The sequence below is a fragment of the Kitasatospora sp. NPDC058190 genome, assembly GCF_042883685.1.
Classification (GTDB): Bacteria; Actinomycetota; Actinomycetes; order Streptomycetales; family Streptomycetaceae; genus Kitasatospora.
This window is the reverse complement of record NZ_JBHVVI010000101.1, coordinates 1-17,079: the sequence shown is the minus strand read 5'-3', so window position 1 is coordinate 17,079 and position 17,079 is coordinate 1. Positions and strand designations below refer to the sequence as shown.

General features: G+C 72.2%; 18 protein-coding genes and 1 pseudogene. 10 read left to right on the top strand and 9 right to left on the bottom strand.

The features are described 5' to 3' along the window. Nucleotides 1–118 precede the first annotated feature (118 nt). Entirely contained in the window at nucleotides 119–769 is a 651-nt protein-coding gene (locus ACFVWU_RS34175) for a beta-glucanase (RefSeq protein WP_387628047.1), read from the top strand. Between the two features lie 93 nt (nucleotides 770–862). On the opposite strand, the gene ACFVWU_RS34170 is transcribed toward ACFVWU_RS34175, so the two are convergent. Further along, nucleotides 863–1,234 carry a hypothetical protein gene (locus tag ACFVWU_RS34170; RefSeq protein ID WP_387628046.1) on the bottom strand — a complete coding sequence of 124 codons (372 nt, stop codon included), beginning with the start codon at nucleotides 1,232–1,234 and terminating at the stop codon, nucleotides 863–865. A 243-nt stretch (nucleotides 1,235–1,477) separates the two neighbouring features. On the opposite strand from ACFVWU_RS34170, the gene ACFVWU_RS34165 reads away from it, so the two are divergent. Continuing rightward, nucleotides 1,478–1,816, top strand: a complete 339-nt coding sequence (locus ACFVWU_RS34165; RefSeq protein WP_387628044.1) for an SHOCT domain-containing protein — start codon at nucleotides 1,478–1,480, stop codon at nucleotides 1,814–1,816. 159 nt (nucleotides 1,817–1,975) lie between these two features. Here the strand turns inward: ACFVWU_RS34165 and ACFVWU_RS34160 are convergent, their stop codons facing one another. After that, a complete protein-coding gene (locus ACFVWU_RS34160) occupies nucleotides 1,976–2,386 on the bottom strand; it encodes an organic hydroperoxide resistance protein (RefSeq protein WP_387628042.1) in 411 nt (136 codons plus the stop codon). Between the two features lie 174 nt (nucleotides 2,387–2,560). Between ACFVWU_RS34160 and ACFVWU_RS34155 the strand changes: the two genes are divergently transcribed. The 3 genes from ACFVWU_RS34155 (at nucleotide 2,561) to ACFVWU_RS34145 (ending at nucleotide 4,659) form a co-directional block, all read left to right on the top strand. Continuing rightward, entirely contained in the window at nucleotides 2,561–3,034 is a 474-nt protein-coding gene (locus ACFVWU_RS34155) for a MarR family winged helix-turn-helix transcriptional regulator (protein ID WP_387628040.1), read from the top strand. Nucleotides 3,035–3,367: 333 nt separating this feature from the next. Further along, a complete protein-coding gene (locus ACFVWU_RS34150; protein WP_387628039.1) occupies nucleotides 3,368–3,937 on the top strand; it encodes an RNA polymerase sigma factor in 570 nt (189 codons plus the stop codon). Further along, on the top strand, nucleotides 3,934–4,659 hold the full coding sequence (locus ACFVWU_RS34145) for a hypothetical protein (protein ID WP_387628037.1): 726 nt from the start codon (nucleotides 3,934–3,936) through the stop codon (nucleotides 4,657–4,659). The genes ACFVWU_RS34150 and ACFVWU_RS34145 overlap by 4 nt, the downstream gene beginning before the upstream one ends. Before the next feature lie 128 nt (nucleotides 4,660–4,787). Here ACFVWU_RS34145 and ACFVWU_RS34140 read toward each other — a convergent pair whose 3' ends face one another. The 3 genes from ACFVWU_RS34140 to ACFVWU_RS34130 form a co-directional block, all read right to left on the bottom strand. Then, on the bottom strand, nucleotides 4,788–5,456 hold the full coding sequence (locus ACFVWU_RS34140; protein WP_387628035.1) for a GAP family protein: 669 nt from the start codon (nucleotides 5,454–5,456) through the stop codon (nucleotides 4,788–4,790). A gap of 203 nt (nucleotides 5,457–5,659) precedes the next feature. Then, nucleotides 5,660–7,072: an argininosuccinate synthase gene (argG, locus tag ACFVWU_RS34135; protein WP_387628033.1), complete on the bottom strand. Its 1,413-nt coding sequence runs from the start codon at nucleotides 7,070–7,072 to the stop codon at nucleotides 5,660–5,662. Nucleotides 7,073–7,482: 410 nt separating this feature from the next. Continuing rightward, entirely contained in the window at nucleotides 7,483–8,199 is a 717-nt protein-coding gene (locus tag ACFVWU_RS34130; RefSeq protein WP_387628031.1) for a rhomboid-like protein, read from the bottom strand. A 234-nt stretch (nucleotides 8,200–8,433) separates the two neighbouring features. On the opposite strand from ACFVWU_RS34130, the gene ACFVWU_RS34125 reads away from it, so the two are divergent. The 3 genes from ACFVWU_RS34125 to ACFVWU_RS34115 all read left to right on the top strand — a co-directional run bounded on the left by ACFVWU_RS34125 (nucleotide 8,434) and on the right by ACFVWU_RS34115 (nucleotide 12,960). After that, nucleotides 8,434–9,144, top strand: a complete 711-nt coding sequence (locus tag ACFVWU_RS34125; protein ID WP_387628028.1) for a rhomboid-like protein — start codon at nucleotides 8,434–8,436, stop codon at nucleotides 9,142–9,144. 182 nt (nucleotides 9,145–9,326) lie between these two features. Then, nucleotides 9,327–12,020: a glycosyl hydrolase gene (locus ACFVWU_RS34120; RefSeq protein ID WP_387628026.1), complete on the top strand. Its 2,694-nt coding sequence runs from the start codon at nucleotides 9,327–9,329 to the stop codon at nucleotides 12,018–12,020. A gap of 415 nt (nucleotides 12,021–12,435) precedes the next feature. Then, nucleotides 12,436–12,960, top strand: a complete 525-nt coding sequence (locus tag ACFVWU_RS34115) for a CbrC family protein (RefSeq protein ID WP_387628024.1) — start codon at nucleotides 12,436–12,438, stop codon at nucleotides 12,958–12,960. A gap of 62 nt (nucleotides 12,961–13,022) precedes the next feature. On the opposite strand, the gene ACFVWU_RS34110 is transcribed toward ACFVWU_RS34115, so the two are convergent. The 4 genes from ACFVWU_RS34110 to ACFVWU_RS34095 form a co-directional block, all read right to left on the bottom strand. Then, the gene (locus ACFVWU_RS34110) at nucleotides 13,023–14,267 is read right to left on the bottom strand and encodes an alpha/beta hydrolase family protein (protein WP_387628023.1); all 1,245 of its coding nucleotides are present in this window, start codon (nucleotides 14,265–14,267) and stop codon (nucleotides 13,023–13,025) included. A gap of 17 nt (nucleotides 14,268–14,284) precedes the next feature. Beyond that, the gene (locus ACFVWU_RS34105; RefSeq protein WP_387628020.1) at nucleotides 14,285–14,923 is read right to left on the bottom strand and encodes a VC0807 family protein; all 639 of its coding nucleotides are present in this window, start codon (nucleotides 14,921–14,923) and stop codon (nucleotides 14,285–14,287) included. Further along, nucleotides 14,920–15,573 carry a TetR/AcrR family transcriptional regulator gene (locus tag ACFVWU_RS34100; RefSeq protein ID WP_387628017.1) on the bottom strand — a complete coding sequence of 218 codons (654 nt, stop codon included), beginning with the start codon at nucleotides 15,571–15,573 and terminating at the stop codon, nucleotides 14,920–14,922. Before ACFVWU_RS34100 ends, ACFVWU_RS34105 begins: the two co-directional genes overlap by 4 nt. 149 nt (nucleotides 15,574–15,722) lie before the next feature. Continuing rightward, on the bottom strand, nucleotides 15,723–16,514 hold the full coding sequence (locus tag ACFVWU_RS34095) for a methyltransferase domain-containing protein (RefSeq protein WP_387628016.1): 792 nt from the start codon (nucleotides 16,512–16,514) through the stop codon (nucleotides 15,723–15,725). A 178-nt stretch (nucleotides 16,515–16,692) separates the two neighbouring features. Here ACFVWU_RS34095 and ACFVWU_RS34090 point away from each other — a divergent pair, with 178 nt between their 5' ends. Both ACFVWU_RS34090 and ACFVWU_RS34085 read left to right on the top strand, forming a co-directional pair. Further along, the gene (locus ACFVWU_RS34090; protein ID WP_387628014.1) at nucleotides 16,693–16,920 is read left to right on the top strand and encodes a gamma-glutamyl-gamma-aminobutyrate hydrolase family protein; all 228 of its coding nucleotides are present in this window, start codon (nucleotides 16,693–16,695) and stop codon (nucleotides 16,918–16,920) included. Between the two features lie 32 nt (nucleotides 16,921–16,952). Further along, nucleotides 16,953–17,079 (top strand): annotated as a pseudogene (locus ACFVWU_RS34085) (GntR family transcriptional regulator); the annotation flags it as partial.

Below are 17,079 nucleotides of genomic sequence, written 5' to 3'. Positions count from 1 at the left end.
CAGCTGTCGCCTCGGACTCCGGCGGTCCGGTTCGCATACTGCGGAGCGTATCGGGTAACTCACCCAGTGTGCCCGGTGGTTCGGACTGCCGGGGCGCCGGAGCATTGGGGAGGCGGCCGTGGCAGTCGTGTTCGACGCGGACTTCACTTCGACCAGGCAGTGGATCGCCGGGCGCAGCAGCGCGTACCCCCGGATGGGGCCGACCAACCGGAGCGACCACAAACTCGACTACCTGAGCCGCCAGTACTGCCCCGGCGGGGTGTTCGCCGCCGTCCGGCGGCCCACCGGCGGGCTGTGGACCTGCAATCTGCTGACCACCGAGGGCAGTCCGGAGGGCTTCCAGGTCCGCACCGGGGACGTGCTGTCCGCGCAGGTCACCCTGCCCGTCGAGCTGGGCGCCTGGCCGGCGATCTGGACCTGGCGGGACGGTGGCAACGAGGTCGACATGTTCGAGTACCACCCGGACAACCCGGACCTGTTGGAGATCTCCAACCACGTCCGCGGCGGGTTCCGGTATTGGCACGGCGGCAGCGTCGGGATCGAGCCGGGGGCGGACTTCGGCCTGCGGGTGGTGCTCGGTGCGCACTCGGTGGACTGGTACGTCGAGGAGGAGCTGGTCTACGCGGACCTGCACGGGGTCGGGGCCGGGTGGCACGCCTACCTGATCGTCAACCTGTCGGTGTCGGACGGGACTTACCACGAACGGCCGCCGGCCGGCGGGCCGGACCGGCTCAGCTGGGTCTGCCACAGTCTGAAGGTCGAGCGGTGAACCGGCGGCTTCGGACGTCGGCGTTCGTGACGTCGCGGTTCGTGAACGTCGTGGTTCAGGGTCTCGTGGTTCAGGGTCTCGCGGTTCGGGGGCTCACGGTGCGAACGTCGCGGTGATCGGGCCACCCGGGCCGGAGCGCTGGAACCAGACCGCCCGGCGGTGCGGGCCGATGTGCGCGGGGTCGGTCACGTACAGGTCGTCGCGCGGGGCCCGCTCGTTGCCCGGGGCGAGTGCCGCGTCCTCGGCCTGGTCGGCGATGGCGCGCAGCAGGGCGGTGGCGGTGGCCTCGGCGGCGGAGGGGGCGATGGCGAGGGCGGTGAGTTCGGTCCAGAGCGCGGTGGACACGTAGACGATCGGGGAGCGGCCGAGCGCCGGGTGGGGGGAGCCGTCGGTGTGGCGGCGGAGCATCCCGACGGCGACGAGCTGCTCGGGGGAGCGGTGGTCGCCGGGCAGGTGGTGGCTCATGGGTGGCAACGCTACCCCGGTGGTCGGCGGCGTGAGCGCAGGCACGTTTTCTCAGGCTTTCTTGACAGCGCTTTGACCGGTCGCGGGCGCACGATGGTGGTAAGGCGCTGATCACCTCGGACACTTCCGCTCGTTCCGCGGAGCCGCTCCCGGGAGCGACGGCACCTCCGGTGGTCCGGCGCCTCGGACGGTAGGGCGCCGGTCGCCTCAGCGGGCCCGGTGGGGCCGGAGGAGGAGGTCCAGATGAGGCACTGGCATGGTCACGGGTACGGGCCCGGCCACGGAATCGGCGGTTGGGGCATCGCCGTGATGGCGATCGGCTCGCTGCTGGTCCTGGCGCTGCTGGTGCTCCTGGCCGTCGCGCTGATCCGGTACCTCTCCCGCTCGCGGCAGCGGGTTCCGCCCGGCTCCGCGGCCGCGGGCGCCGCCGGCCCGGGTCCGGGCGGACCGCCCGGTTGGGCACCCGGCCCGACCCCGGAGCAGGTGCTCGCGGAGCGGTTCGCGCGGGGTGAGATCGACGCGGAGGAGTACCGGCACCGACTGGAGACGCTGCGTTCGGCGGACGGGCCGGGCGGCGGCTGACCCGGGGGGCGCGCGCCGAGGCCCGCCGCACCAGGTGTGCGGCGGGCCTCGGCGGTGTCTGCCGGGTGGGCGTCGGGCTTGCTCGGCACACCTGGCTCGCACGGCTTGCGCGGCGTGCGTGGCGCGCTCGTCCGGCGGGGCCTGCTCGCCCTGCCGGACTTACTCGACGACGAGCTCGACCGGGATGTTGCCCCGGGTGGCGCGGGAGTAGGGGCAGACCTCGTGCGCCTGCTTGACCAGCTGCAGGCCGGTCTCGCCCGCGAGCGCGTCGGGCAGCTCGACGCGCAGCACCACGGAGAGGCCGAAGCCCGCGTCGTCCTTGCCGATCGACACCTCGGCGGTCACCGAGGCCTCGCTGGTGTCCACCCGGGCCTGGCGGCCGACCAGGCCCAGGGCGCTGGCGAAGCAGGCGGCGTAGCCGGCCGCGAACAGCTGCTCGGGGTTGGTGCCCTGGCCGCTGCCGCCGAGCGCGGGAGGCATCGCGAGAGCGAGGTCGAGCTGGCCGTCAGAGCTGACGGCGCGGCCCTCGCGACCGTTGGCGGTGGCGGCGGCGGTGTAGAGCGCGTCCATGGTGGTGTCCCTTCGTGTTGCTGCTCGTCTCGCGGGGTGCGGGTCGTGGATCGCCGTGCGCGGATCGTGTCGCTCGGCTGGCTGCCTGGCGGCCCGCTGTCTGCTCGATAAGTAGAGCACGCAATTCAATTGCGCACAACTCAATGGCGTGATTGTGATCGGTACCATGGCTTCATGACCACGCTCCCGGGCATGGCGGACGAGGAACTGCTCCGCCTCGACCAGCAGATCTGCTTCTCGCTCAATGCCGCCTCGCGCGCCTTCGGCGGTGTCTACCGGGTCCTGCTCCGGGACCTCGGGCTCACCTATCCGCAGTACCTGGTGATGCTGGTGCTCTGGGAGGACGGCCAACTGCCCGTCAAGCGGATCGGTGAGCGCCTGCGGCTCGACTCCGGCACGCTCTCCCCGCTGCTCAAGCGGCTGGAGGCGGCCGGACTGGTGCGCCGCGAGCGCAGCCCGGAGGACGAGCGCTCGGTGACCGTCAGTCTCACGCCCGAGGGATCCGTGCTGCGCGAGCGAGCCGGGCAGGTGCCGCGCCGGCTGCTCGCGGCGACCGGGCTGCCGGTCGAGGACCTGGCCGCGCTGCATGAGCTGCTGGAGCGGGTGACCGGCGCGTTGGACTCGGCGGTGGTGGAGCCCGCGCCGTAGGGCTGTCGTGTACGCGTCAGCGCTGGCGCCGGTGCCAGCGCCGGTGTCAGCGCCGGTGTCGCGGAGCTGTGGTGCGGGGCCGCTGAGGGGCTTGTCAAGCCGAGCTTCGACGGGGTGTGATCTGGCTCACGTTGTGGTCGTCGGGCGGCCGTCCGGGCACTCGAAAGGGCAGGTCAGCGGCACTGTTCGGAAGTGAACGGAAACGGTCGCCAATTGTCCGCCCGGTCCGGTCAACAACCCGGGCCTCCCGGACGGTTACACCACGAGCCCCCAAGGGGCCGTCGGCGTGCCACCCGGTGGGCCGGCCAGCTGACCCAGGAAGAGGGGGCGCGTGTGGACACTCCCGGGCCGGGCGAGGAGCGGAGCCTGCGGGCGGACCCGCTCGACGACCTGCCGACCGACTTCGAGGCCTTCTTCACCCGCGAGAACTCCGGGTACCTTCGCTACGCCCAGCAGCGACTGCGCCACCGCGAAGACGCCCAGGACGCCGTTCAGAACGCCGGCACCACGCTCTATCGGAACTGGCGCAGGGCGCTGGCCAGTGAGGACCCGCAGGCCTTCGCCTTCAAGATCGTCAAGGACGCGGTGGTCGACGTCATGCGCGAGCGTCGCCGCACCGAGCGCAAACGGCTGCGGGTGATCGCCCAGCGCCGCCCCGACACCAGCCAGGACGAGCTGGAGGAGCTCGCCGAACTGGATGCCCTGGACTGGGCCATGGAGGAGCTCGCGCGGGCCGCGCCGGTCCAGTCCGACGTGGTCCGGCTGCGCCAGGCGGGCCTGTCCTACCACGACATCGGCCGGGCGCTCGGCATCGCGCACACCACCGCCCGCACCTACTACAGCCTCGGGCGGCGTCACCTGGAGTACCTGCTGGAGCACCCGGACGGCGGGCAGGCGACATGAGGATCGCCGAGCTGCTGCGCGCGCACGCCGCCGAGCTGGACCGGGAGTTCCGCGACCACGACCCGGCGGCCTTCACCCGTCGGCTGGCCGAACGGCTGGCCGCCGCCCGACGCCCGGCCCCGACCGTGCGCGAGCGCCCGGCCCGCCCGCCCGCAGCCGCCCGGCCGCCGCACGTCCCGGCCTCGGGGGAGCGCCCCTGGGCCGGGGGGCGGTCCGAACTGCGTCGCGACCTCCGGCGCGATCTGCGGCACCTGTGCGCGGGTGTGGCGGGAGCGGTGGAGCCGGCGGAGCTGGCCCTGGACCTCGAACTCGCCGAGAAGACGGCCCTGCGCACGCTCGGCTGCCTGCTCTACGGCATGGGTCGTACGGCGGACGGGGTCTTCTGGTGGCGGATCGCCGTCCAGTACGGCGACCAGCTGGCCGTCCACTGCCTGGCCGTGCACTACGCCGCCGAGGGCGAGCGGGGCGCTGCGGCGCGCTGGGCCGCCGAGGCCGAGGATCTCAGCGGCCCCGGGCGGCTGCCGGAGCTGGCCCCGGAGGTCCGGCCGAGCGGTGCGGTCGAGCTGGCGCGGCGGCTGGCGGAGCGGTACGACGGGGAGATCCTGCTGACCTTGCGGGACGCGGTGGCGGCGGGGGCGAGTGGCGGCGTCGACGCGGGCGCCGACGGCGGGCGGCTGGGTGTGCGGACGGTGCGGGGGCGAGGAGTGGTGCGGATCCGGTGACGGCGCCGGGGCGCCGGCGGCGACCAGGGTCCGGGCGGTGAGAGGCCGGGCGATGAGGGTTCGGGCGGCGAGGGCGCGGGCGGCGAGGTGGCGGAGTCGGGGGCCGGCCGTTCGTGCGCGGGTCGTGTTCAGGTGAGCCCGGAAAGGGCGTCGCCCAGGTAGGCGGCGCCGAGCACCACCGGGACGGCGGTCATGATCGCCGCGTTGTGCGCGGCCGTCCAGGCCCGCCACTCGCCGAGGGCACGGATCGAGCGGTCGTTGCCGCGCCGGTGGACGGTGAGTGGCAGCAGGGTGCCCAGCGAGCCCAGCAGCACCATCAGGGCGGCGGCCACGGCCTTCGCCCCGGTGCCGCTCGGACTGGCGGCGATCGAGGCGGCGCCGCCGACGGCGGGGATCAGGGTCTTCGGGTGGGCCGTCACCAGGGCCACGGCGAGCCCGACGGACCGGGCGGCGGTGAGCCGGTCGATCCCCAGGAGCCAGGTCGGCGGCGCGATCACGTGCCCCGGTCTCGGGCGGTCGCGCCACTGCTGCGCGGCGAGGAGGAGGAGTAGGGCGCCGAGGGCGAGCTTCAGCCAGGACGCCCAGGTCGGCCTGCCGCCGTCCGGGTTCAGCGCGCCGCCCACCGTCAGGACCACGGTCTCGACCGCTGCCAGGCCGAGCACCCAGCCGGCGGTGAAGGCGAGCCCGTTGGTCCGGCCGCGTGGCGAGGCGAGGATCAGGAGCACGGCGATCAACGGCAGCGGGCTGAGCGCGACCGCCACCGCCGAGGCCAGCATCGGGCCGATCGCCTCGCCCATCCCAGGACCTGCCTTCCCGTCGCCGGGCGCCGTCCGCCATTCAGCTACCGTCGGCGGCGGCGCGCACGGCCGGTGGGCCATTCGGGTGAGGGGCGGCGGACGGAGCAGGGCCGCCGCACCGGTCTGGTGCGACGGCCCTGCGCAGGGTGCGTCCGTCGGCGGTGTCAGCCGGCTGGGTCAGTCGGCTGACACCGCCGGCAGGATCAGTCGGTGCCGGACTCGATCGCCGCGTGGTCGAGTGCGGTGGACTCGGCCTCGTCGCCGGTGCCGGCGGCGATCGGCGCCGCGCCGCCCGGGGCGAGCTCGCCGATCAGACCGCTCCACGGGGCCAGCTGGCCGTGGCCCGCGTACTGCTCCAGCTTGCTGCGGGAGTCGGCGATGTCCAGGTTGCGCATGGTCAGCTGGCCGATCCGGTCGTCCGGGACGAAGGCGGCGTCGACGCTGCGCTCCATCGACAGCTTCTCGGGGTGGTAGCTGAAGTTCGGGCCCTGGGTGTCGATCACCGAGTAGTCCTGGCCACGCCGCAGCCGCAGGGTCACGCTGCCGGTGACGGCCTGGCCGACCCACTTCTGCAGGCTGTCGCGCAGCATCAGCGCCTGCGGGTCGAACCAGCGGCCCTCGTACAGCAGCCGGCCGAGCCGGCGGCCCTGGGTGTGGTAGGTGGCGAGGGTGTCCTCGTTGTGGATCGCGTTCAGGAGGCGCTCGTAGGCGGTGTGCAGCAGCGCCATGCCCGGGGCCTCGTAGATGCCGCGGCTCTTGGCCTCGATGATGCGGTTCTCGATCTGGTCCGACATGCCCAGGCCGTGCCGCCCACCGATGACGTTGGCCTCGTGCACCAGCTCGACGGCGGTGCCGAACTCACGGCCGTTGATCCGGACCGGACGGCCGAACTCGAAGTCGACGGTGACGTCCTCGGTCTGGATCTCCACGGCCGGGTCCCAGAAGGCGACGCCCATGATCGGGGCGACGATCTCCATCGAGGTGTCCAGGTACTCCAGGCGCTTGGCCTCGTGGGTGGCGCCCCAGATGTTGGCGTCGGTGGAGTAGGCCTTCTCGGCGGAGTCCCGGTACGGCAGGTCGCGCTCGGCGAGCCACTCGGACATCTCCTTGCGGCCGCCGAGCTCGGTGACGAACGCCTGGTCCAGCCACGGCTTGTAGATCCGCAGGTTGGGGTTGGCGAGCAGACCGTAGCGGTAGAACCGCTCGATGTCGTTGCCCTTGTAGGTGGAGCCGTCGCCCCAGATGGACACCCCGTCCTCCTGCATGGCGCGCACCAGCAGGGTGCCGGTCACGGCGCGGCCGAGCGGGGTGGTGTTGAAGTAGGTCTGCCCGGCGGAGCGGATGTGGAAGGCGCCGCAGGCGAGGGCGGCCAGGCCCTCCTCGACCAGCGGGGCCCGGCAGTCGACCAGCCGGGCCTGCTCGGCGCCGTACGCGCGGCCACGGGCCGGGACGTCGGCGAGGTTCGGCTCGTCGTACTGGCCGATGTCGGCCGTGTAGGCGTACGGGACGGCGCCGTGCTCGCGCATCCACGCGACCGCGACGGAGGTGTCCAACCCACCGGAGAATGCGATGCCGATCCGTTCACCGACCGGCAGCTTGCTCAAGACCTTCGACATGCTTGCACCCTTGACCCACCCGCGCGGCGCGGGCTCCTGATTTAGCGACGTGTGAGGGAATTCGGCGTATTCGATCCGATGCCCGCACTCTGGCATAGGTTTGCAGAGTAGCGCAAGAGAATACGGAGGCGCGGGTCGGGGTGGCTGCTTGCCGTGCCGCTCCCCGTCCGTCGCTGATCTGGGCAACTGGGTTGGAGGGGGCGGTGGTTGAGGCGGTCTCGAGGTCTGGACGGGCGCCAAGGGGTGGCTCGGGAGGCGGGGTGGATTTCTTCGGGGGAGGCGGGTCTCGGGGTCGTCGGCACCGGCCGGGTGGTTCCGAGGGTGGTGTGGGGAGGGGCGCCCGGAGACGCAGGCGGGCCGGACTCCCGCGGGTGGGAGCCCGGCCCGTCGTGGTCGGGGCAGCGCGGAGGTCAGGGTCTGCGGCCGCTGCTGTGGGCCGGTTCGCGGTCGGGGTCTGCGCCGGGTCCGCTGTCAGGCGTTCCGAGGGCGCGGGCGCGGACCCAGGCCGTGCGGGAGGCGAGCACGCCGAGCCCGAGGGCGACCAGGTGCCCGGCGTCGGCCAGTTGCTGGTCCACCGCCCAGGCGGTGGCCAGCGCCGAGGCGAGGGCCGACAGGCCGTAGCGGCGCAGCGGGCGCGGGCCGAGGGCGAGCAGACAGGCGACGGTGGCGACCAGTCCGTAGCTGATCCCGACGTCCCGGGCCCGGGAGAGCGCGCCGGGGATCCGGGCGGTCACCATGACCCACATGGCGCCCTCGGTGAGCAGGGTGGCACCCAGGTGCCCGAAGGCGAAGACGGCGCCCGCGCGGGCCGGGCCCCAACGCCACTCGGCGAGGCCCAGGGCGACGGCGACGGCGGCGATGCCCGCCCAGGCCGGGACCCCGTCGACCACCAGGCCGCTGGTGAACATCGTCCACCACTTGCCCACCTCCATGTGGTGGACGTTGCTGCTGTTGTGCCGGACGAACCGGGCCCGCGCGGCATGGCTCTCGTTGGCCAGCCAGGAGGCGGTGACGGTCAGCAGGATGACGTAGACCGTGGTGAGCCACAGACGGAGGGCGGCTCTGAGTGCAGGGTGCCGGGCGGTGACGGCGTCGGTCGGTCTCGTCGTTCCGAGGCGGTCCCTCATCGTGCCTGGCGCCCTTGCTGTCTCGTTCCTCAGGTACCGGCGGCTCCGGGGGAGGCCGGAGGCCCAGCCTACGTCAGTCGGGGACGGTGGCCGCGCCGGTGGAAGGCCGGCCGGGGCGGGGAGGGCCGGTGGGGGCCGTTGCGGGCCCGGGTCGGATCACCCGAACGGGTCGCCGCAGCGGCGGGCGGTGGTGCGGACGGGCGAGGGTGGGGAGGGACCGTCGAGGAGGCGCCGATGTCCGGCCGCACCACCGAGGTGCCCCAGACGCACCGGCGGCGCTCATGGGCTCGCGCGGCCCGTGCGGCGTGGGCCTATGTACGGCGCGCCCCCGGTACCTACGTCTGGCTGGCGATCCTGCTGATCACCACCCAGGTGATCCGCCACGTCGACACCGCGACCGCCGACCGCATCCTGGAGCGGCGCTCGACCAACCTGCACCACCTGCGGGTCTCGCCGGTCCGGGTGCTGGCGACCAGTGCGCTGTGGATCGCGGGTGGCGGATGGCTGAGCTACTTCGCGCTCTACAACATCTTCCACGTGCCCGCCGAACGCTGGCTCGGCACGCTGCGCTGGATCTCGGTGGCGATGCTGGCGCACGTCGGGGCGACGTACCTCAGCGAGGGCGTCCTCGGGTGGGCGATCCACCGCGGCCTCGCCGCGCCGAAGGCCGTCTACACGCTCGACTACGGCGTCAGCTACGCGCTCGCCGGGGTGATCGGGGTGCTCACCTACCTGATCGCGCGGCCCTGGCGGTACCTCTACCTGGCCGGGGTGCTCATCGTCTACGGCATGCGTGCGCACCAGAGCCGGGACTACACCAGCATCGGGCACCTGAGCGCGGTGCTGATCGGGCTCGCCTGCTATCCGCTGACCCGGGACCGGCCGGGGGTCTTCGATCCGGTCGCCTCGGTGCGGGCGCTCCGGCGGCGGATCCGCAGGAAGTGATCGGTTGTCAGGTGCGGTCGGCCCCAGGGTATTCGGTGAATGCCAACTGTTCGAAACGGTAGGGCTCTTAACCAACTTTTACCGTACGGTTCTTCCCCGGGCCGAGCTGACCGGCCAGGCTTACCCCCTGTTTCGCCGGGGCCGCGCGACCGCGCGGCCGGCCACAGGGGAGGACCGCACTCGTGCCCACCAGGCAACGACGACGGCTGCTGCTGAGCGCCGTCACGCTCACCGCCGTCGGACTGACCACCACCCAGGCGCTCGCCGCGCCGTCCGCGCCGCCGACACCGCAGCCCTGGCAGGTGCGGCACCAGGCGGACATCGGAAAGCAGCACGCCCAGAAGGTCCAGGGCAAGAACGCCCTCTCGACCTTCAGCCCCAAGGCCGAGGCGGAGGCCGGGGACGGCGGCGACGAGGCGGAGAACTCCGCCGAGGGCGTCGCCCAGTACACCGAGGCCCGTACCGCGCCCGGCGTGGTCGCGCCGGGCGCCTACGGCGCGGCCTGGTCGCAGCTGCAGTCCATGCCGCACACGGACGGGCACTGGGACCACGTCACTGACAAGCCGTACAACTCCGACGACCCGCGCTACCGCGACGTCAACTCCAACTCCGCCGGTGGCGCCGGGCTGGTGACCGGCCGGATCACCGGCATCGCGGCGGACAACGACGGTTACGTCTACGCCGGTGGCGCCAACGGCGGTGTTTTCCGCTCCCGGACGGGCGGCGGGAACTGGGAGCCGATCGCGGACAAGCTGCCGACGCTGTCGACGGGCACGCTGAACCTGGACGAGGGCGGGCGGCTCTGGTACGCCACCGGTGAGTCGAACACCGGCGCCACCTCATACGTCGGCACCGGCGTCTACCTGCTGTCCGACCCGAAGCACGGCAAGTTCCAGCCCAGGAACCGGGTCGGTGGGGCCGAGCTGGAGTCGACGATCATCCACGCGCTGCGTTTCGGCGGCGGCAGGGTGTGGGCGGCGACCAGTCGGGGTGTGTGGAGCCACTCGGCCACGGACCTGTCGGGGCCGTGGACGCTGGAGTTCGCGCCCAACCCCGAGTACCTGCCTGGCGGTTCGAAGGCCGGCGACCCGAGCGCGCCGTACAAGAACATCGCCAATGACATCGCGATCGACCCCAAGGACCCGTCCAAGGTGGTCCTGGCGGTCGGCTGGCGTGGCGGCGACACCTACAACGGTTTCTACAGCAAGGCGGCGGACGGCAGTTGGCAGCGGGTCTCGTCGCTCGGTGACCTGCCGACGGACGCGGCGAACGTCGGCAACGTGACCTTCGCGCGGTCGACCGACGGCTCGCGCTACTACGCGATCGACCAGTCGCCGGACGTGATGGCGCACAACCCGGACACCGGCCTCAAGGGCATCTACGTCTCCAAGTCCGGTTCGCCGTCCGGTCCGTGGACGCTCATCGCGGACAAGGACAAGCTCAAGGGATCGGGCTCCGCCCTCCAGGACCCGGGCTACCAGCCGGGCATCCAGTCCTGGTACAACCAGTCCCTCCAGGTGGACCCGGCCAACCCGGACCACGTCTACGCGGGCCTGGAGGAGGTCTTCGAGACCACCGACGGCGGCGCCAAGTGGGCCACCGTGGGGCCGTACTGGAACAACGGCTTCCCGTGCTGGAGCATCGACCCGGCCAAGCAGACCGGTGACTGCTCGCCGACCACCCACTCCGACCAGCACGCCGTCGCCTTCGGCAGCTACCAGGGCAAGGTCAACGTCTACGTCGGCAACGACGGCGGCATCTACAAGCGCCCGGGCAACGGGCAGTTGGACGCCTGGGGCCACGGCAAGGACTGGACGCCGCTCAACGACGGCACCATGGACACCCTGCAGTACTACTCGGTCGGCATCGGCAAGGACCCGGCGGACCGCTCCGGCAAGGGCGTCATCGTCAGCGGCGGCCTGCAGGACAACGGCGAGTCGATCCTGCGCGCCCACGACAAGGTGATGGGCTCCAACTTCGGCGGCGACGGCGGCGACACCCTGGTCGACCCGAACAACGGCTGCAACATCGCCGAGGAGTACGTCTACCTCGACATGTGGGTCACCCAGAACTGCGCGGTGAACGACGGCAGCTGGACGAAGGACCCGAGCAAGGCCACCTCCTTCGAGGTCGCCCCGCCGGACAAGGACACCAGCGCCGCCCGCTTCATCGCGCCGATCACCAGCGACCCGAAGGACGCCAACACCTGGATCGCGGGCGGCCGGCACGTCTGGGTCCAGCACAAGGGCTACGCGATCCGCAGCGGCAGCGAGTGGACCAGCGCGTACGACCTGGGCGCCGGCCACGTGGCCACGGCGGTCGCGACGGTCAACGGCACGGTGTACGCGGGCTGGTGCGGCCCGTGCAACAACCAGGGCTTCAGCCGTGGCATCGCGGTCGGCAAGACCGACGGCACCGGCTGGCACCAGCTGAACCTGCCGGTCGACGGCACCCTGCCGAACCGCTACATCAGCTCGTTCGCCGTGGACGAGAAGGACGCCCAGCACGTGTTCGTCGCGATCAACGGCTTCTCGCGGACCTGGACCGAGGGCCCCGGCGCGGGCAACGGCCACCTCTTCGAGACCCACGACGGCGGCGCCACCTGGACCGACGTCTCGGCCAACCTGCCCGACGTCCCGGCGACTTCGGTCAAGATCCTGCCGAACGGCGGGCTGGCGCTGGGCACCGACCTCGCCGCCTTCTACCGCGCGCCGGGCGAGACCGACTTCTCGGTGCTCGGCCGCAACCTGCCCACCAACTCGGTGCAGCAGCTCAAGACCGGCCCGGACGGCCGCCTCTACGCCGCCACCTTCGGGCGCGGCATCTGGTCGATCAACCCGCGCGAGCTGGACGAGGACAACGACAACCAGCACTGACCGGCCGGTGATCTGACCGGTGCCCGGCCCGCGCTCAACGAGCGGGCCGGGCACCTGCGTTGTGAGGGCTCCGCAGGCGGGTCAGGTCCTGCCACACGAGCGGAACGGAATCCTAGAAGGCCAGAGGCTCCAGGATGTGGCAGAGCAAGAACTCGAGGAACTCGGTGAGGATCACGATTTCCACCTTTCCAGGGAGCTAGAGCGGCGACAGGGCAGGCAGGGCTCCGGAGCATCAAGGCCCGATGCTCGAACCTTCCGCCGACCTACCGGGCGTCACCTCAGGACTTCCCAGTCTCCGGCAGGCATCCGAGCAGTGCTCACGGCGATCGGCCGAATGGCCGGTGGCCCCCACTGTCAGGTAAGTCCCGGAGGGCTGCCCCGATCGGCAGGGGCTGCGGTGATACGGTCGCTGCCTGTGACAGAGCAGCTTCCGGCATTTCCGTACCACCCCGACCCGGTGGCCACCGGCGCCATCGTCGGCTCCGACGCTGAGTGCAGCTGCTGCCATCGGGCCACTGGCTACATCTACGCCGGCCCCGTCTACGCGGCCGAGAACCTCCGGCATCGGCTCTGCCCGTGGTGCATCGCGGACGGAAGCGCGGCCGACCGCTTCGAGGCCGTGTTCACAGACGTGGTCGACGACGTCCCGATGGATCGACTGTTCGCGATCACGCAACGCACGCCGGGATTCAGCGGCTGGCAGCAGGAGCGCTGGCTGATCCACTGCGAAGACGGCGCTGCCTTCCTCGGCTCGGTCGGAGCAGCCGAGCTCGCCGCCTACCCGGATGCATCGGCATCACTTCGACAGGGACTCGCCTCCTGGCCGACGTCGCAGGCCGAGCAGTACCTCAACGCGTTGACCAGGGATGGTCAGCCGACCGCCTATCTCTTCCAGTGCCGAACCTGCGGCACCCACCTCGCGTACGCGGACGCCACGTAGGACCGGCTCCGGGCGAGAGGTGCGATGGCGGCCCATCGGGGCCGCCCCACCGCAGGAGGACGTCACGCCAAGGTGTGCTCCAGCCAGTCGAGCATGACGCCGTTGCGCACCTGCGGTGCCATCGGGGCGCAGTGGTCGCCGGCGCCCTGGGCCGTGGTGAGGACGGTGAGCTGTTTGGGACAGCGGAGGAGGTTGTGGAGCAGGGTGTCCTGGCCGGGGATGAGGGACTCGTCCTCGTAGCCGAGAACCAGGGTGGGGCAAGCCACCAGGTGGGCCACGTCGTCGCAGCGGAACCGGCGGATGGTGTGGGCGAGTTGCCAGAGGTCCTGGGGTGCCCGGCCGGCGCGGGCGTCGCGGAGGAACCGGGGGCCGAAGATCTCGGCGCGCTTGGCGAGCAGTGGGGTGGCGGGGCCGAGGTCCGGGAGGACGGTCCGCTGCCAGTGGCGGTTGACGGTCTCGCGGTCGGGGCCGTCGGCGAGGTGGCGCCAGATCTCGGGCCAGGCGAGCCAGTTGTCCACGGCGCCGGGGTCGGCGACCACGGCGGCGAGGCGGGGTTCGAAGGCGGCGGCCCGGATGGCGAGGATGCCGCTCATGCTCCAGCCGGTCATGGCGATCCGGTCGGGGTCGACCAGCGGCGAGCGGAGGAGGTGGTCGATGACGGGGCGGATGACGTGTTCCCAGTCGGGACGGAACGGGATGCCGTGCTCGAACAGCAGGCTGCCCTGGCCGGGGCCTTCCAGGATCAGGGCGTTCCAGCCGCGTTCGACCGCCGCGCGGGCTCCGAAGGCGTAGAGGTCGATGCTCTGGGCGTCACTGCCGTTGACCAGGATGAGGGCGGGGCGACGCCGGGGTCGGCCCGGGGGAGTGAGGAGGTAGGCGGGCAGTCCGAGGTCCCCGTACGGGATGCGCAGCCGCCGCACGGGCGGGTCGAGGAGTTCGCCGGCGCGGTGCCAGCAGGCCTGCATCTCGGCGAAGACGGCCGGTTCGTCGGCGGGCCGGGCGCTGCCGAGGACGGAGAACAGCGCCAGGGAGAGGTACTTGGCGGCGCGCAGGTAGCCGTCGCGGGCGGTCGTCGAGCGGCCGGAACGCAGGGCGGACTCGGCGACGGCAGCGGTGCGGCGGCCGAGGGCGAGGAACTCCTCGTGGTAGGTCCGACCGGACAGGCCGACCCGGTTGATGCGGTCGACGGTGGCCAGGACTTCGCCGGCCTCGGCGAGGCGGTAGGCGGTGGCGCCCAGCGCCGCGCGGGTCTGGAGGTCGAGGTTGGGTTCGGAGAAGAGTAGTAAGCGGTCGGCGGTGGTGGTCACGGGAGGGTCCGTTCCGGTCAGGCCCGCAGGCCGTGGCGCTTGGTGTACGCGAGGTGGAAGAGGAACAGCGGCGCCGCGATGACCGGCCAGCAGGCCTGCATGGCCGCCGGGGCGGCGTCGACCGGCAGCAGGTAGGCGAAGGCGAGCTGGGTGAGGGCGTTGAGCAGGCTGGCCGCGCCCCACACCGTGGTGAGGACCCGCAGGCCGTGGCGGAAAGCGGCGTCCTGGTCCCAGCGGCCCGCCCAGGCGCGCAGCCCGTCCTCACCGGCCTTGAGCTGGACGAACGACCGGAAGACGACCATCAGGGCCGGGCGCCCGTAGCCGACCGAGGCGAGCAGCCAGACGCCGATCAGTCCGCCGAGCATGCCCGTCCAGGCTTCGCGGATCAGCAGGGTGCGCGGGTCTCCGGTGAGTACGGAGAGGACCAGCCCGAGCCCGATCATGCTGAGGATCAGCAGGGCGAGGAAGTCGACCCGGCGGGTGCGGACCAGCCGGACGACGACGGTGGCCGCCGGTATCGCGGCCGACCAGAGCAGGGCCCACCACTGGTCCACGCCGGCGAGACGCAGCCCGTAGTAGAGGCCGAGCGGCAGGAGGAGGTCGAGCAGCAGCGGTAAGAAGGCCATGGTCCGGCGGGGAGCGGCATGGACGGTCATGACGCGGCCTCGTTCCTGGTCGCGAGGTCGAACAGCGTGACCAGCTCGCGTCCGTAGGCGCGCGGGTCGAAGTCGCCGCCGACGGTGAGCCGGTTCGCGGCCGCGTCGATCGAGGCGCGGATCGCGGTGGCCATCGCCTCGGCGTCGAACGAGCGGAAGGCGCCGCTGTGCTGGCCGTCCCGCAGGTGCTGCACCAGCAGGGCGACGGGGGTGTCGAAGCCGGCCGTGCTGACCAGCGGAGTGCCGTCCTCACGGCGGGCATTGGCGAGGACGTCCACCAGCGCGCGCATCTCGACCGGGTGGTCGGCCATGAACTCCAGGTTGGCCTCGATGTAGGCGGCCAGCATCGCGCCCGGTTCGCGGTGGGCGCGGATGCGGGGCTGCATGAAGACCCGCACCTGCTCCTGGACGGTGTCGACGACGGCCTGGAAGAGGTCCTCCTTGTCGTCGAAGTGGTACGAGATCAGTCGCACGCTGGAAAGCTTGGCCCGCTTGGCGATCTGCGCGAACGAGGCGCGGGCGTAGCCGAGTTCGGCGACGGTTCCGATCGTGGCGGCGACGATCTGGACGCGTCGGGCGTCGGTGGTGAAGCTCCGGCCGACTGCCGCAGGGGCGTCGGCGGCACTTGCGCCGTGAGGATTTACTCGCATGAGTAAAAAGTAACACGGGTCGGCAAATCGGCGGGCGAAAAATGGCCCCGCCGCGTCCGGCTACGGATCTTCGGCGGGGCGGAGCGCCAGTGGTGTCAGGGGTGCCAGCGGTGTCAGGGGTGCCAGCGGTGCCAGAGGTGTCGGCGGTCTCAGCGGTGTCGGGGGTGCAAGGGCGCCCGGGAGATCAGGACGGGCTGGAAGAAGCCGGTGTCGGCCGGCTGCGCCCAACCGATCCCGGCGAGGCCCGCCTCGATGGCGAAGGCGCTCAACTGCTCCTGGGTGAGCGCCCAGTAGGTGGAGCGGCGGACCGCGACCTGCCACTGACCGGCCTCGTCCGGCAGCAGCCGGAACAGTTCCAGGTCGTACCGCTCGCCGTCCTCGTGCCACTGCCAGAGCTGGAAGATGACCGAGCGCCGTCCGTCCCGCTCGGCAGTCTGCGGCGCGGTGGAGGCCGGCCGGGCGCGGCGCAGCTCGTCGTACGGGCGGGTGGTGACCAGCAGCAGCCCGCCGGGGCGCAGGACCCGGCGCATCTCGCCCAGCGCGGCGCGGACGACCTCGGCCGTGAGCAGGTGGGGCAGCGCGTTGTCGGCGCAGACCACGACGTCGAACCGCCCATCCGGGAAGGGCAGTTCACGCATGTCCGCGGCCGCCGTGGGCAGCCGGAGCCCGCGGGCTCCGGCCTCGGCGGTGGCCCTGGCGGCGGAGACCGGGCTGAGGTCGGTGCCGGTGACCCGGTGACCGAGCCCGGCCAGGCCGATCGCCTGGGTGCCGATGCCGCAGGCACAGTCCAGCACCTCGACGGGGCGGTCGCCGAGCCGCTCGCGGATCAGGGCGTCCAGCGCGGTGCCCTGGCGGGCGAGCGAGGCGTTCCAGTCGGCGTAGAGCAGGTGGTAGTCGTCGGCGAAATCGTCGTAGAAGCGACTGAGGGGGGATCGGGTCATGGCGTCGGGTTCTCCACGGGCGAGTTCATGGGTGGTCCTCCGATAGGCCGGCGCGCAGCCGGGCGAGGCTTCGAACAGCGCGGGCACGGCTCGATGGCGGCTATCCTCGCCCAGGCGTACCGGCGCGGAGTACCGGTTTTCGGAGCGCAGACGGGGGCCGACCGAGGCCGGGGCGGTCGTGGCCGCCCGTGCGGCGGACGGCACCATCGAGGCGATCGAGAGCACCCGGCACCGCTTCGCCGTGGGCGTACAGGGGCACCCGGAGATGGGTTTCGACTCGGCGGTGATGCACGTGCTGGTGGCCGTTGCGAGGTCCGCCGTGAACGCCCGTCCGGGCGGTGCCGCCGAGCGGCCCGCGCGCACGGGACGAAGCCTGCGAGCCCTCGCATCGACTCCGGTGTCTTGACACCGCCGTGCTGCAGCCTTCAGGATCGGCCCGTGAACCTGTCAGACAGCCAGACAGGTGGTGGGATCCCGCGGCGCGTCAGCGCTATGGAAGCGGTGTTCGGCCACCTGCGCAGCGCCATCGAGCGCGGTGAGTACGCCGTAGGGGACAAGCTTCCGT